A 15,219-nucleotide genomic window follows, 5' to 3' on the forward strand; every position below is an offset into this window, starting at 1 on the left:
ATCCATACGATCAACTCCTGGGTCAATCTATTCGCCTTGGAATAATTATCGCTGTCGCTTTCCTTTCGCGCAGGTAAACAATGCATCCTAAGGCTTTATCTTATTTCTACGAGCGGATGCTTTTGTATAAAAGCTAGATGTTTCGTTTCAATAAGACCTAACAACTCTAAACTTCGCAATGCCTCTCTCACAGAGGATTGCCTGACACCCAGACGTTCTGAAAGGACTCATTCGAAAGGTTCCTTTTCACCAGCCTGTGTTTTTTCATTTTAATAAGTTGTCGTAATTGTTGGACGATATCTAAAAACACTTTCTTTTGTTCGTTTTTTTTATCCATACGATTAACTCCTGGGTCAATCTATTCGCCTTGGAATAATTATCGCTGTCGCTTTCCTTTCGCGCAGATAAACAATACATCCTAAGGCTTTATCTTCATTCAATAGGTGTTTGGATACCTACTATAAAGAAACAAAATCCACCACCTCCAGATGGTGGCGTCTCTTACTGAATGAATCCAAAAGTGGTCTGGCCACTTTTGAATTGGCTTTATCTTACAAAATAATTATTTAAAAGTAAAGAAGAAACTGTATAAAAATTTATGTAATTTCTAAAATTACTTCAATTTCATATTCTTTTCGTCGTTTGGGCATGTTTTACTTTTACTTGAGGTCTACCAAAGCGCTTTTCAAGCGTTCTCTCACTGTAAAGCAATTCATCTTCTAGTAACAGCTCTTGAACAAGATGAGAAACTTTCCGGAATAAGGTTGCAGATACTCTTCCAAACTCATCCTGAAGCTAATAAAGGCCATTTGTAAACGGCGACTTACAAGGAAAGCACGTATCTGGCTCGTTCGGACGTGCCCCACTGAGCCAATATCCAGGGTTATTAATCGTAACTTTTTTATAATTGTCGCCACTTTACTAAATCAAGAGTTTTAGTATAGGTGTATATATCGTGAAAAAAACAATAAATATGAACAAACTATCCGTATTAAAAAACAAGCAGGGTTAAAAACCTAGCTTGTTTGAAAATAATTTTCATATAAAAAATCCATATAAGTATCTTTTGTAAGATTAAAAATAATTACCTGTCTTTGTATTATTTTCAACTAAAGCTATTTAGAGAGTTTTTTTACAACTAACCGCTCTCACTTTTTGCAGCTCATTATATAAGCAGGTGGGAAATTTCTAATTTCTCTATTAATATCAATTTTAGAAAAATAGCTTTCTAGAAATGTTAATTTAAATTTGGTGTATTGAAACGTTATAAAGAGCCCATCTTCTTTAAGGACTTTTAAAGAGTTTCGTAATATATTACTTGATACATTTTTAGGCAAACTTGCAAATGGTAACCCTGAAATTATATAGTCTGCGTAAGGTATATCGTTTTCGATTAAAATATCTTCAATATACTCAGCAGAACTATCTATAATTACAAAGTTTTTTTCTTTTATATATCTTGCTTTTAATAATGTGTAAAATTCTTTATTATTTTCTACTAAAACAACTTTAGTTGTTTGTTTCCTCTTTTTTAGAATATTCTCTGTGAATACTCCGGTACCTGGGCCAAACTCAACTATATATTCTGCTTGTTCAAAATCGATTTCTTTAACCATTTTTTTACTAAGATACTTGGAACTTGGAAGAATTGCTCCCACTGATCTAGGGTTAAACATATATTGAAAAATAAAAGATAGGTTTTTCATGATAACACTCCATTGCGTTAAAGTTATTTCTACTTAAAATCTAAACTTAAAACCTTAAGTAGTTATCATGAAATTCCTTAAGAATTCTTAAGAAAAAGGGTCTTGGAATTTATATATTCCAAGACCCTTTTATTTTTTTAAAGGATATTCGACAGTAATACTCAAAAACCCATTACCATATTCTGCATAAATTTTCCCATTGTGTAATTCCACAATCCTTTTAGAAATGGCCAGTCCTAAACCTCCCCCTTGATTACTTACGCGAGCCTTATCTCCAGTATAAAACCGCTCGAATAAACTATTTAAATCTTTACTCGGCTTTTCTTCAACCTGATTCATAATTTTAAAAATTACGTAATTTCCCTTTGCCTGTAGAGATATTTGTAATTCTGAGGGCTTCATACTAAATTTTATTGCATTTGTGAAAAGATTTTCATAAACCCTCACTACCTGTTCTATATCAATGAGTACAGGAGCTTTCACTTCAATTGACTTTATAACATTTAATTTTTCTTTTTCAAAAATGGGGATATACTCTCCTACGATTTGTTGTAACAAATCACTCATGTCTACTTCACATAAATTCAGATTTATATTTGGATTCGATAAACGAGTATATTCAAACAATTCATCAATTAATAATTTGAGTCTCTGTGACTTTAAATAGGTTATCTCTAAATACTCTTTATATTTTTCGCTATCACTGTAGTTCCCTTTTTTCAATAAATCTAAATACCCGATTAATGATGTCAAGGGTGTTCTTAGATCATGAGAGACATTTGTTATGAGTTCATTCTTTCCTTTTTCTATTTCTCTTTCATGCTGGAATTGGTTTTCTAATTCATTTGACATAAAATTAATATTTTGTGCAAGTAAGGTTAACTCATCTTTCCCCATTATATTAATGTTAAACCCTAGGTTTCCATTAGCAATTTGTTGTACACTATCAGAAATATGCTTTAAATATTTTAGTTTATTTCTTATCAAAAATAAAAAACAAGCAATAAACGAAAAAATTATAACTAGAAATTGGAATGTAATAAAAATACTTGCATTAGTAGTGTTCATTTCTATATTTTTATAAGTTATATAGTATAAAAATAATTGCGATGTAAGTAAAGAAATAAACAATGAAAAGAATAAACTGATTGCAAATGAACTTAGTAATCTGACAGTAAGTTTGTTCCTAAGCTTAATGTTTTTCATATCTTATATCCCACACCCCAAACGGTTTTAATATATATTGGATGTTTAGGATCTTGTTCTATCTTTTCCCTTATATTAGTGATATGAACCATAACCGTGTTGTCTGACTTAAAATAATCTTCTTTCCATACAGCTTCATATATTTTTTGAATGCTGAGTACAATACCTTTGTTGTATGCTAGAAGTTCTAAAATATCAAATTCTTTAGGTGTTAATCTAATTTCTTTTTCTTGTACAATAACCTGTCGAGTATCTGTATTTATAACTAAATTTCCTATTTCTATAATTTTCTTATTGTTTTTCATGTTTACATTATATTTACTGGAGCGTCTTAGCTGCGATTTAACCCTTGCAATTAACTCTAATGGGTTAAATGGTTTCGATAAATAATCATCAGCTCCAGAAGTCAGTCCTTGAATCTTATCTATATCTTCTGACTTTGCTGATAGCATAATTATAGGCATACTTTTTTCTTCTCGTATCTTTAAACAGGCTTGAATACCATCCATTTTTGGCATCATAATATCGAGGATTATTAAATCTACATCATTTGATTTTAAAAATTCTAGCCCTTTTATCGCATCGGCTACTTTAATGGTCTCCATCCCTTCATTTTCTAAGTAAACAGAAATCAAATTTCTAATATCATTATCATCATCTATAACAAGAATTTTGGGTATCATGGTTTCTCCTTTTTAGTAATCTTCCCGAAAAAACATTAAATATGTTTTTTAAATCGTTATTAATTCCAACTAGCTAAAGTTATTATCTATTTCATGTATATGCTATATTATTATTCTATCATTTTTTAATACAGCTGAATCAAGTAGCTTACTACCTCTATTCATTATTAAAAATGCTATCTTTAGGGCACAAACCCAGCCTGGCTCACATAAACTTGTTTTTCGGGAAAGACTTCAATAAATCTTTTATATACTTTTCTAAGAACATCCGATCCGTACCATTCCTCTAAACCAAGCTGGGCGTATTTGCTGTCAATACCGAGTTTTCGTGTGCGTTTACCACCACTACCATCGCCCATGAAGTAGTCATCTATACATATCCGATCGACATAAGACTTTAGCTTTAACGGAAAATCATCCCCACTTGGCAATATGGGAGCTATAGCCACTTGGATGGGTATGCCCGCGGCTGCTAATTTTTCCAATGTTTTAAAGCGTGCCTGAATGGGAGGGGCCTTCGGAGTAAAGTGTTTTCGTATCGTTTCCGAATCGGTCTCAATCGTCATACTTACTCGAACTTTGTCCTTCAATTGTTGCAGCAAATCGATATCTCGACTTACAAGTGGACTTCTAGTCTGTACTAATAGAAAATCAGGTGGATCTTCTACCATTACTTCTAGTAAAGATCGCGTGACCTTTTCCTTTTGCTCTATAGGTTGATATGGGTCTGTACTTGATGACATAAAAATAGTTACATTCCCTTTAGCTTTGGCTCGATAAAGTTCTTTTTTTAATAAATTTGCAGCTCCATTTTTAACATCCACCCAATTTCCCCATTCACCCTCCCGAAACAGAGATACAGGCATTTCACGGACATAACAATAGGAACACCCAAAAGAACAGCCTGTATAGGGATTAAGTGAATGCGTATAGCCAGAGAGGAAGCCTGTCCCTTTATTCAGAATGGTTTTCGGATTTTTATAGAATAATTCACTACTCATGACGGTACCTCCATTTGTTGTACAGCAATAACTAGATTACATATTGCTTGATAAAGCTCGCTTTTCCAGATCAAGGAGCAATGTCTTCATTTCTAATCCACCTCGATAGCCAGTTAATGAGCCGTTCTTTCCTATTACGCGATGGCATGGCACAGTAATCAATACCGGATTAGCCCCGATCGCTGCGCCTACTGCCCGCACAGCTGCTGGATTATTGATAGCATTGGCAATATCAGAATAGGATTTCGTCTCGCCATAAGGGATATCACAAAGTGCCTGCCAGACTGCTAGCTGGAATGGTGTACCTACATACTCAAATGGAATCGTAAAGGTTTTCCGCGTTCCTTCTAGATACTGAGTGATTTCATCGACAAAGGGCTCAAGCTTTTCAGCATCTTCCACAAGCGGACTTCCTGGAAAGTGTTTCGAAGCCCATTCTAATAATTCCTCGAATGGATTGTTCTGTGACCCAACAAACACAAGCCCCTTTGATGTTGAAGCTACATAGAATTTCCACTCTTTAAACTTTAGTAAAGACCAATAAAGGGTTGGTTTATTCATTTTTTCCATTGCACTGTTCCTCCATCTTCCTCATTTGACGAAATTGCGCTGGTGTCTGGCCCGTTTTCTTTTTAAATAAAGTAATAAAATAAGGCGTGTTAGCCATACCCACACATATGGCGATATCACCAATTGATTTATTCGTCTGAATCAAATACCTTTTAGCTGCGTGAACTCTAACTTGCTGTATATACTCTACTGGCGTAATGCCTTTAATTTTTTTAAATGTCCGCTGCATATGATACGGACTTCCATGACAAATATATGCTAACGATTCTAGCGTTAATTTTTCTGTAAAATTTTTATCAATGTATTCCGTAATTAAATTGACCCACTCACTATCAGGTAGATTTTCATTTGTCGGCTTACATCGTTTACATGGGCGAAAATTAGCACGGAGAGCTTGTTCTGCATTTAGAAAAATACATACATTTTCTTTTTTGGGGACGCGTGATTTACAAGAAGGCTTACAAAATATCCCTGTTGACTTGACAGCGTAGAAAAATTGATTATTGTATGCAATATCATTATTTATAATGGCTTGCCACTTCTCATCAGTTATCATTTCTCCATCATTCAAATGACTTTGAGCATAGCTCTCTTTGTAGCCGTGATCCATTCTATCTGACATTTTCTCACCTCACCTTATAATATACTCCCTATCCATTCGAATGGATATCTCAAAGAATGGAATAGCAAAATATTGAAACGTAATATTATTGAGAATCATGAAAAATGATTCCAAGTCCGTATCGTTCCCCAGAAGTAACGGTGCTTACACCGTGACGAATTGTATTTTTATAATAGCCTTTTTTACCGAGAACGGGTCTGTGGTTAGTGGGGAAAATAAGGGCACTACCTTGTTCTAACGTAATGACATGACCCCTGCTTTGCGCACGTGGAATTTGTTCTACTAATAGAGATTCCCCACCGCAATAGTCTTGATCTCGCTGATTTAATACAAACACTACTTGAAACGGAAAAAATAGATCGCCATATAAATCTTGATGCAGACAATTAAACCCGCCTGCTTCATACTTTAATAGTAAAGGTGTCGGTCTCGTTTGATTAAACTCCTCACAGGTGTTCAAAAAATCTTGAAGATGTTGTGGATACCGTTCTGTTTTCTTCAAATAGCCCAGCCATCGATTAGCAGTTTTCGCTAATTCCGAATAAAAGGACTCTCTTAAATGTTGGATGATATCAGGAAATGGATAAGAAAAATATTTGTACTCCCCATTCCCAAAACGATATCTTGTCATATTGATTGTCGTCCTGTATAGCTCTTCCTCCCCATACATTTCCATGAAAGATTCACATTCCTCTTTTGTTAAAATTGTTGGAAGCTTTGCGAAACCCTGCTCATCTAATTCATTTTGAATGCACTCCCAATCTAAGCCTTCGACACGTGTCTTTATGTCTTGCACCATGTTATCCCTCCTATTTAGCAATGTTGATAACTAACACTATAACCTCATCAATCGAAAAAAATAAGGTATTTAGAATGTAAGAGCAAGATAACAAAATTAGTAAAGATGATGATGTGATAAAGTAAAAATGACATCAGTGTATTTTGTAAAGGAGAATGAAAAAATGAAATGGCATGAAGTCAATAATAATATTGTCATTACCCTACCTAAACATTTCAACATGAATGCCAATCTAGGCTATCTAACAAGAGAAAAGAATGAATGCATGTATGAAATAGAGAACGATAGTATTACAAAAGTGATTGCTATTGGAGAAATTCGGTCTCTGGTACAGGTAAACGTCATGAAGAATAAACAAATGATTGTTCAATTCTTAAATGAATCAAGACCTATTGAAAGCTGGCAACGAGAACAGGTTGTAAAATATATTCATGAGTGGTTTGATCTTCATAACGATTTAACACCCTTTTATGAAATGGCAAAGGCAGATCCTTTATTAAAAATACCTGCTGAAAGCTTCTACGGATTGCGAGTTATTGGCATTCCTGATTTATTTGAAGCTTTATGCTGGGGAGTTTTAGGCCAACAAATTAACTTAGCCTTCGCGTACACCTTAAAGAGGCAATTTGTTGAAAAATTTGGCGATTTCATCGAATGGAATGGTAAGCAATTTTGGGTGTTCCCATCGTACGAAAGAATTGCACAGTTAACACCCTCTGACCTTGCAGATATTAAAATGACGGTAAGAAAAAGTGAATATATCATTGGCATTGCGAAATTAATGGCAAGTGGAGAATTATCGAGGGAAAAATTAATGAAGATGAACTTTAAAGATGCTGAAAAAAGCTTAATTAAAATACGAGGAATCGGTCCTTGGACAGCCAATTATGTGCTAATGCGCTGCCTCAGGTTCCGAACCGCCTTTCCAATTGATGATGTGGGTCTTATCAATTCAATCAAAATATTACTGAACATGAATCAAAAGCCGACGAAAGATGAGATCTTGGAATTATCGATACCATGGAAAAACTGGGAATCCTACGCTACCTTTTATTTATGGCGTGTCCTTTACTAAAAAAATTTTAAGATGAGAACAATTATAAAGAGCATGCTTTGAAACAAATGAATCAAAAACATGCTCTTTTTCAACTATTCTTTGCGAGCTATCTAATCACAGGCTCTATTATAAATGTAAATCTATCCTACAATCCATCAATAATGTTATTATGGTAAACTTTCCACGATTTCCTCGTTGGAAGCCCCATCATGCTTCATGAAAAATTTTCTTGTAAACGCACTAACTGTTAAACTCACTACAATATTAACACCTAATCTGGTATAAAGGAGAACAAAGAAAGAGCGTGTTTTGGAAAAAGATAAATCCAAATACGCTCTTCTTATTTCCAATAATTCAGGTAAGCTATTGCCATTCGCCCTATCTAGAGCGTCTCATCCAACTTCTTAACTTTTGACTGGGAAATTAAATATACATTACCTAAAATGTCGATGCTGTTTCCCTTTACACGTACTGCACAATCTTTGTTCGACGCATAAATATTTAGTTCTTCCGATAAGGGAGACAACTCGTTTTGCACCAACTCTATGTTATTTTCAAGATCAAAATGCGAGAGGACGGAAAAATTGTCAAGACCGATTCCATCGTATAAAGAGCTTTTTTCAACTGGATAGCCAAAGTTTTTTGAGCATAACCATTTAGCGGACATATTGATTGCTCCTGCGCTTGCTCCCATCACAACCGCTGTGCTTTTTTTGATTAAATCCGACAATTCATAGTCTAGTAAAAACTCATTTTGTTTCAGCGTATCTCCACCTAACAAAAAAATGGCTGACGCATTTCGAATAAAGGTTTGGGCATCTTCCTTCTTTACGTGATAATTAATTAAATGATAGTCATCGAATAGGATACCTGCTTGGTCAAGCCATGAGCGTTCAGTAGCACCCCCATCTTCATACAAAAGTGGATTCGAGCTAATCATAGCAAGCGATTTTCTATCAGTTATATCCTCCTGTAACACCCTGCCTAGATTCTCTGGAAAAAAATCATTAAACCACCCTAAATAATAGTGTGTTTTCATGTGTACCTCCGTCATTATTACCTGCTTTTATAAGTTCTGTTTGTAGTACGAAATAAAAGGCTTTTTACTTTTTGCAATTTATATTTCATCGCGATAAATATCAATATCGTATTCTGAGTCGGTGTCATAAGCAAATTTAATAAGTTTTTGATTTATAAAAAGACCGGAAGTTTCAGGAAAAACAAGGATCACTGCTATTTTACATTGTAACTTATATTTCTTTTTAAAGTGATTGATAATGTTTACCTTATTCGTGAAAATATCTATTAGTTCATTTATTTGTAAAGTAGGATCACTTGTTCGTTGATCATCTATTTCGTAAGTCCACGATGAAGTATAACTTTCGTGTTGTGTTTTTCCGATTGTATAGAGTGCACCTTTTGTACGTGTTTCTGTTGGTGTTATTGCTATTTTTTGTGTGAATTCATCTAGTGGAAAATTATCTCCAAATACACAAAAATAAGACCTTATATTAGTTGTTGGCTTTTCCATTCTTTCTCCCTTCTTGAGGAATTAATTAAACGCCATCATGAATAAAATTTAAAATACAATTACAGTACTCTCTCAACCATGGGCTACTGTTTGTTATTTAGCAATGCTCATGCTCAAACCTGAGCCACTTGTAATTTGCAAAGACACGCGATTAAAGTAACGACTATTTATATAAAAAGTAAACCTTCTAAACTTTGAATGTTTAAAAGGTTTTTTTCATGTTTTGCTATCAATATTTGGAGATAGCCATTTTATATATACCGTGCATGTGCTCGAAGATATTTTTCTACGTCATTATACAACCCTGATTGATTTGCGTATTTAACATAATTTTTTGCTGTACGAAGCCAATCTAATGTAGAAGGCTGAAGTTCATGTAGTGCCCTTACTAAGTCATCGGTAGTAATGGGTCTTTCATTACCTGAAAGTAATATTTCTTCTAGCACATACTCAGTAGCTAATTCCACTACATTAGCTATATCAGCACCTGAGAAAAATGGCGTTTTGGCTGCTAATACGGCTGTATCAACATTTTCAACAAATCTTCCCTTTAATTTCAAATTAAAAATTTGCTCTCTTGCTTTTTCATCTGGTGGCGCTACAAAGATGAGCCGGTCAAATCTACCAGGTCTTTTTAGAGCGCTATCAACATCCCATGGTGTATTGGTAGCAGCCATTACCAGAACCTCATCATTGTTTGTATCCACACCTTCCATCTCGGTTAGAAACGTATCGATTATGCCACGAACATGGGAGGACGTTTGTGAACGACTCATGCCAATAGTATCTACTTCATCAAAAAACATAATGCTAGGCTTTTGGAAGCGAGCCTTATCGAATATGGCTTTTAAATTCTGTTCACTTACTCCTATATAAGGGTCTAAGATATCTGTAATATGAACGGGATAAAAATTAGCCTTACATTCTCCCGCTGTCGCTTTAGCGATATAGGTTTTCCCACAGCCAGGAGGTCCATAAAGAAGAACGCCACCCCCAACTTTTTTACGGAACTTTGCAAACAATCCCTTGTTATAAAATGGACTAATAATACGTAAGTTGATCGTTTTCTTTAAATCCTCAAGACCAGCAACATCCGCAAAAGTTACTATTTCCTCGATTTTTTTTATAGCCTTTTTAGGTGCATCCCCATCAATCACCCTAAACTTCGGTTCAAGGTTTTTTACTTTTCTATCGTCTAACTGTATGTCAGGAATGTTATCTTGATTATCCAGTTCCACCTCTGCTACTGTGTCTAGACAACGATCTACGATAGCTAATTCAGCCTTATCTTCATCGTCAATTTCAACGGCGCTAGCAACCTTTGGAGAGTGTTGAATTTGTAAACTAGCCTTTGTTAATTCCTGAATGATGTCATTTCGTAGCTCGTCGTCCGAGCAAAAAGAAAGACCCAATGAATAAGTTTGAACCGCTTCAAGCCAACGATGCTGATCAGCTAGTTCTTTGCCAAGCCACAAATACCCTTGTGGATCATTAGCATTTTGATCTACCATTTGTTGTAACCATTTTATTTTATCCATACTTGTAGCCCCTTAATTTTTTTAATCCCTTTACAAGAGGAAGTGAAATCCATGTATATAGAGCTAATGCAATATAGCATTTTATAAATAGAACCGCTGCCGTATTAAAATCTAAACCTATTAATGAAAAGTAAATGACCACCCCTATCAGCCAAATGCCAGCAGTACCACCTACCACTTCAACGAGGTGATTAGGTATTAATAGCGGGTGTCCTGACAGTTCAAACTCCTCTAATAATTCATACAATTCTTTATCCTCAGGGTTAAGTAGAAAGGCCTGTCTAAAATATTCTTGTGCTTCTTTTTCTTTATTATGAAAGGCAGCATGGATTCCCAAGTGTAATAGTTTAGATAATTCACTATCACTTGAATTCATATATTGCTCTAATGCAAGGACTCGTTGTTTTTTAGGGCTATTAATCTCCTCTAATATAAAATAGTTACGTAATACAAAACTATTTTCAGGAGCCATCTCACGTGCTTTAGTAATTAATTGCTTTGCTTTTTTTCGATGCCCCATTTTTTTCATTAGAACTGCATAAGCAGCGTGGTTTTCAGCATCATCTGGATTGGCTCGTAATGCTTCTAGAAAAGCTTCCTCAGCCTCCTTCCAACGCTCCTTTTTCATATAAATAAATCCAAGAAAATAGAAAATTATTTCTTCACTATACCCCAAATGCAAGGCTTCCTTTAATTGCAATTCAGCTCTATTGTAATCTCCCATAAGATAATAACTGTAGCCTAAAATAAACCATAGTCGACTGTTTTCAAGGTGATCAGCTATCACCTCATGAATAAGTTCAATCGTTTGTGCATATTTCCCTATTTGAAAATAGTGTTCTATTACTTCAAATGTTGCCCCTTCATAGTTTTCATTCATTTGAATATCTTCACGTTCAATCATTCTGTAGTAAAGCTCCTTTTTAAAGCGCTAATAGGAATGCTATAGCGATAAATTCGATAAATCCAGAAACAATACATGCTAGAAAGCCTGGCATCCATAAGGACTCAATTTGTCCACCAACAACTAGATGTTCTTTATAGGGCCTATTTAAAAAGGCGAAAAAAATAAAATAGCCCGCCACTGCAATAATTCGTCCAAAAACCTTTATGTAGTCTTCATCAATCGCTAAGATTCCTTGTCCAATGGCATAAACCATGATTAGTTTTCCTATAATTAGTAAACCACTAAGAATCGTTAGTATTCGGATATATTTTTTTTCAAGCTTTAACCACTTAGCATTTTGCATACCTAATACTACAATGGCAAAAATTCCACCAAAAAAAGCGACGAAAAATAAATTGTTTACAACATAACTTCGTGTTCGATCCTCATTTTCGTTTAGTATACTAGGTTGATAAATATGTTCCATTATTCCTTAGTTGTCTCCTTTTCAATTTTTTCCTTCCTTATTTAGGGCTCTTCCATTTTCTTAAGCCTTTTACAATGGGAATAGATATAAAATAATAAAGTGTGAAAAAAATAGAAAAGCGAAGAAGGTGATTGACAAAGTTATCATTGGAAATAAGCTTGTCAAGAAGCAGGCAAAGTATAAGCCACATCATGAATACAAATCCAATGCCGCCTATTCGCTCTACTATACGGTAAGGAAGCAAAAGCGGGTGAGTTTTAATTTCCAATTCCTCTAAGTTCGATAAAATTCTTTTATCCTCAGGTTTTATAAGAAAAGCTTGTCGATAATATTCTTTAGCTTCCTTAAATCGATTATTAAAGGCAGCACTCCAGCCCAGATGAATTAACTTTGCAAACTCACTATCCGCTGAATTCATATAAAGAGCTAGTGCAGTATTGTGCTTTTCCTTTTTTGCAGCCATTTCAGTAAGGGTATAGTGGTATAAAACGGCTGTGCTGTTAGGATCTAATGCTAGAGCTTTTTCTACTAATAAACTGCCTTTTTTTCTATGACCTGTCATTTTCATCAAAATTGCATACGCTGAATAAACATATGCATCATTTGGATTATTATGTAATGCTTCCAAAAAAGATTCTTCTGCTTTTTGCCACTGTTCCGTTGCCATATAGATGCCGCCTAAAAAATAGTAAATGACGCCTTTATCATATCCTAGCTGAAATGCTTTAAGAAATGGCTCAAATGCTTCTTCATATTGACCTATGGAATAATGACTGACAGCTAGCATATACCATAATTCCTTATTTTCCATATCTTCAGCCATCCGTTGCTTCACTAAGGAAATAACATTTGTGTATCTTCCAATCGCAAAATAGTGTTCAATAAGAGCCATAGGTGTATTTTCTTTTTCACTGTTCATGCACATAAATTCCTTCCCTAATTAGCTAGGACACTATTTCTAAGAAAACCATCTATAAAGATGGAAATTAAACAATAGATAATCCCTATCCAGTACAGGGATTTTGTTTCCCCCACAAATACTAAATGTTCTTTATAAGGTCTTTTCAAAATCACCAAAAAGATAAAATAACTTACTCCAGCCAGTAACCGATTGATTAGCAAATCCATTTCAGCGGAAAAAGGAAGGAAAACATAAAAGATTATAGTAGCCGTATGGAGAAATACACTGCTTACTATTAGTAGTCTGATGTAATGCTTCTCTAGTTTGAGGGCGTTGGCATTTATAAACCCAACGATCGTAATGGCAAGTAGACCTCCAATAAAGGCAACGATGACTAAATTATGTATGCTAAAGCTTTTTGTCCTTCTTACTTTCTTACCAGTTAAGCTTGGAGTATAAAGTGAATGCAACTAACCATAAGCCTCCTTCTATTTAGTACCTATCCCATTGACATTTCGTATTATACATTTATTTATCAATAATGGAAACTATTTCTTTAAATGTATAAGCAGATCATTTATTGAAATGCTTTCTGTTAAAATTACTGTTTTCATCGTTGAATGTTAGAAACATCTTCATAATCATTAAATATTCGTGTTTAATCCAAAATGGACGGTCTCCAGTCGATGGAGAAAGCGCATTTCATAGTTTAAAATACGAATATTTTAAATATGTATTTGATTAATGGTTCGTTTTTATACTTTTTTTGCTTTAAACCTTTTTGGTTATACGTATTTTCCCCATCTAGTTCCTTTAAAAAAGTAGTGAAATTTAAAAAACATAAAACTCCTAATACTGGTATGACAAACAACGTATAAATAACATAACGTAAACCCCCTTTTTCATTAAGAATTGCCTCACAAAATAATCAAATAAGCGACATCTTTAGCTTAATAACAAACGGTCCCATACCTTTTCATCCACCCAGAAAAAACCTTCGTGCGAACAAGCTGCTAATACACATTGTTCATCTTCATAAAACATTAAATCCTCTGGTAATTCTGGCGTAATCCAACCAAAAAGTGAATCGCTATGCTCCTTCAAGAATTGAGCAGTCGTATCATTTAATAGAAAGTAAAAAACAAAGGCTGTATGCTCGCCAAGCGTTGTTGTCTCCCATTCATTTTGAACCTTTCTTTCGATAAGCAGGTTTTCAATAGGTGCTATTAGCTCATCGACAGCGGCTAAGCGTAATTCTTCATTTTCCATCAATTGTCTGTTCTCAACAAAGGCAAAGCGGCTACATCGTTTCGCTAGTATATCAATAAGCTGATAATAGCGTTGCCCCCTTATATTTTCAGTAATCATCATCAATTTTCTGTTTCCTCCTCGTCCATACTCAAGAGATAGCGCATAATTTCCATTAAACGGCCTTGTAAGCCCTATAAAAAAAGAGCTGCTGGTGCAACTCCATGATTTTGAATGAAATATTTTTCCTACCCTTTGCTTGTCATAACGAAATGGATGCAAAAGCATAAAAGCTTATGTTGATTAATCCCTGCATCCATTTATTCCATTGAGAATGTGTAACGCTGTCATCTCATTTGCAATTATCTATCCAGTTCCTAAATTTTAGACCTACAGGTTTTATCGTTTCTTTATTCGTCGCGATGACCTCACAACCTCTATCATCATAAATAAACAAGATAACATTTTTGGTCAAATTAATAAAAAATACATCTGGATAGCTATAGCCTGTACCAAATTTAGGCTTTAAGTGGAAATCTTCATTACAGGCTGCTTTGATAAGTAATACATAGTGAATATCTTGTTTGCGGCACTTTAAGGAAAATCGTGAAATATAAACATCCTCATCATCCAATACATACGGCTAGGTTTGTTGATTTAAATGGTATTTTAACTCTTTATTTTTTATATAACGATCATATACCTTTATGCGCTTTTTCTTACCTTCAGCAAGCTTATACTGATAAACATTTGTCACAAGTAAAATTTCATCCGAATACGAAAAAATTTCGTTAAAAATGGTCAAAGCTTGATGGTATACATCATTAAACATGGCTAGATTTAGACGAACATTATTTTTCCATTGATAAAATCCAGTCCCAAATTCAACGTGAATACCAATATCCCATTGCTGAAAAAGGCTAGGTGTTAACGTGAGTCCAGGAAAAGTCTTATTTAAATATTGTTCTACATCTATCGTCATTC

At 34.5% G+C, this 15,219-nt stretch carries 16 protein-coding genes and 1 pseudogene; 1 reads left to right on the top strand and 16 read right to left on the bottom strand.

Annotated elements, in window-relative coordinates:
- Positions 1–1,148: 1,148 nt before the first annotated feature.
- From AC3CH7_RS17065 to AC3CH7_RS17095, 7 genes are all read right to left on the bottom strand, one after another.
- Entirely contained in the window at positions 1,149–1,706 is a 558-nt protein-coding gene (locus AC3CH7_RS17065; RefSeq protein WP_012294539.1) for a class I SAM-dependent methyltransferase, read from the bottom strand.
- A gap of 129 nt (positions 1,707–1,835) precedes the next feature.
- The gene (locus tag AC3CH7_RS17070) at positions 1,836–2,912 is read right to left on the bottom strand and encodes a sensor histidine kinase (protein ID WP_488381665.1); all 1,077 of its coding nucleotides are present in this window, start codon (positions 2,910–2,912) and stop codon (positions 1,836–1,838) included.
- Positions 2,909–3,595, bottom strand: coding sequence for a response regulator transcription factor (locus AC3CH7_RS17075; protein ID WP_012294541.1), 687 nt, complete (start codon positions 3,593–3,595; stop codon positions 2,909–2,911). The genes AC3CH7_RS17070 and AC3CH7_RS17075 overlap by 4 nt, the downstream gene beginning before the upstream one ends.
- Positions 3,596–3,777: 182 nt before the next feature.
- Positions 3,778–4,596: an SPL family radical SAM protein gene (locus AC3CH7_RS17080; RefSeq protein ID WP_197223929.1), complete on the bottom strand. Its 819-nt coding sequence runs from the start codon at positions 4,594–4,596 to the stop codon at positions 3,778–3,780.
- Between the two features lie 36 nt (positions 4,597–4,632).
- Positions 4,633–5,166: a methylated-DNA--[protein]-cysteine S-methyltransferase gene (adaB, locus tag AC3CH7_RS17085; protein ID WP_488381666.1), complete on the bottom strand. Its 534-nt coding sequence runs from the start codon at positions 5,164–5,166 to the stop codon at positions 4,633–4,635.
- Positions 5,150–5,788 carry a bifunctional transcriptional activator/DNA repair enzyme AdaA gene (locus tag AC3CH7_RS17090; protein ID WP_099805854.1) on the bottom strand — a complete coding sequence of 213 codons (639 nt, stop codon included), beginning with the start codon at positions 5,786–5,788 and terminating at the stop codon, positions 5,150–5,152. Before AC3CH7_RS17090 ends, adaB begins: the two co-directional genes overlap by 17 nt.
- An 85-nt stretch (positions 5,789–5,873) precedes the next feature.
- Positions 5,874–6,587, bottom strand: a complete 714-nt coding sequence (locus tag AC3CH7_RS17095) for a 2OG-Fe(II) oxygenase (RefSeq protein ID WP_099805855.1) — start codon at positions 6,585–6,587, stop codon at positions 5,874–5,876.
- 163 nt (positions 6,588–6,750) lie between these two features.
- Between AC3CH7_RS17095 and AC3CH7_RS17100 the strand changes: the two genes are divergently transcribed.
- Positions 6,751–7,662 (top strand): DNA glycosylase, encoded by a 912-nt coding sequence (locus tag AC3CH7_RS17100; RefSeq protein ID WP_036161718.1) that lies wholly within the window; start codon positions 6,751–6,753, stop codon positions 7,660–7,662.
- Positions 7,663–8,026: 364 nt separating this feature from the next.
- Here the strand turns inward: AC3CH7_RS17100 and AC3CH7_RS17105 are convergent, their stop codons facing one another.
- From AC3CH7_RS17105 to AC3CH7_RS17145, 9 genes and pseudogenes are all read right to left on the bottom strand, one after another.
- Positions 8,027–8,683 (bottom strand): Type 1 glutamine amidotransferase-like domain-containing protein, encoded by a 657-nt coding sequence (locus tag AC3CH7_RS17105; protein ID WP_488381667.1) that lies wholly within the window; start codon positions 8,681–8,683, stop codon positions 8,027–8,029.
- 78 nt (positions 8,684–8,761) lie between these two features.
- Entirely contained in the window at positions 8,762–9,175 is a 414-nt protein-coding gene (locus AC3CH7_RS17110) for a DUF4279 domain-containing protein (RefSeq protein WP_012294548.1), read from the bottom strand.
- A gap of 251 nt (positions 9,176–9,426) precedes the next feature.
- A complete protein-coding gene (locus tag AC3CH7_RS17115) occupies positions 9,427–10,713 on the bottom strand; it encodes an ATP-binding protein (protein WP_488381668.1) in 1,287 nt (428 codons plus the stop codon).
- Positions 10,706–11,617: a tetratricopeptide repeat protein gene (locus tag AC3CH7_RS17120; RefSeq protein ID WP_488381669.1), complete on the bottom strand. Its 912-nt coding sequence runs from the start codon at positions 11,615–11,617 to the stop codon at positions 10,706–10,708. Before AC3CH7_RS17120 ends, AC3CH7_RS17115 begins: the two co-directional genes overlap by 8 nt.
- Positions 11,618–11,636: 19 nt before the next feature.
- Entirely contained in the window at positions 11,637–12,086 is a 450-nt protein-coding gene (locus tag AC3CH7_RS17125) for a hypothetical protein (RefSeq protein WP_481276432.1), read from the bottom strand.
- A gap of 37 nt (positions 12,087–12,123) precedes the next feature.
- Entirely contained in the window at positions 12,124–13,005 is an 882-nt protein-coding gene (locus AC3CH7_RS17130; protein WP_036216291.1) for a tetratricopeptide repeat protein, read from the bottom strand.
- Between the two features lie 17 nt (positions 13,006–13,022).
- Positions 13,023–13,457, bottom strand: a complete 435-nt coding sequence (locus tag AC3CH7_RS17135; protein ID WP_031415973.1) for a hypothetical protein — start codon at positions 13,455–13,457, stop codon at positions 13,023–13,025.
- A 475-nt stretch (positions 13,458–13,932) separates the two neighbouring features.
- The gene (locus AC3CH7_RS17140; RefSeq protein ID WP_200991356.1) at positions 13,933–14,358 is read right to left on the bottom strand and encodes a stage III sporulation protein AH; all 426 of its coding nucleotides are present in this window, start codon (positions 14,356–14,358) and stop codon (positions 13,933–13,935) included.
- A 229-nt stretch (positions 14,359–14,587) separates the two neighbouring features.
- A pseudogene (locus AC3CH7_RS17145) lies at positions 14,588–15,217 on the bottom strand (DUF3885 domain-containing protein).
- Positions 15,218–15,219 lie beyond the last annotated feature (2 nt).

Source organism: Lysinibacillus sp. F12 (assembly GCF_057773605.1).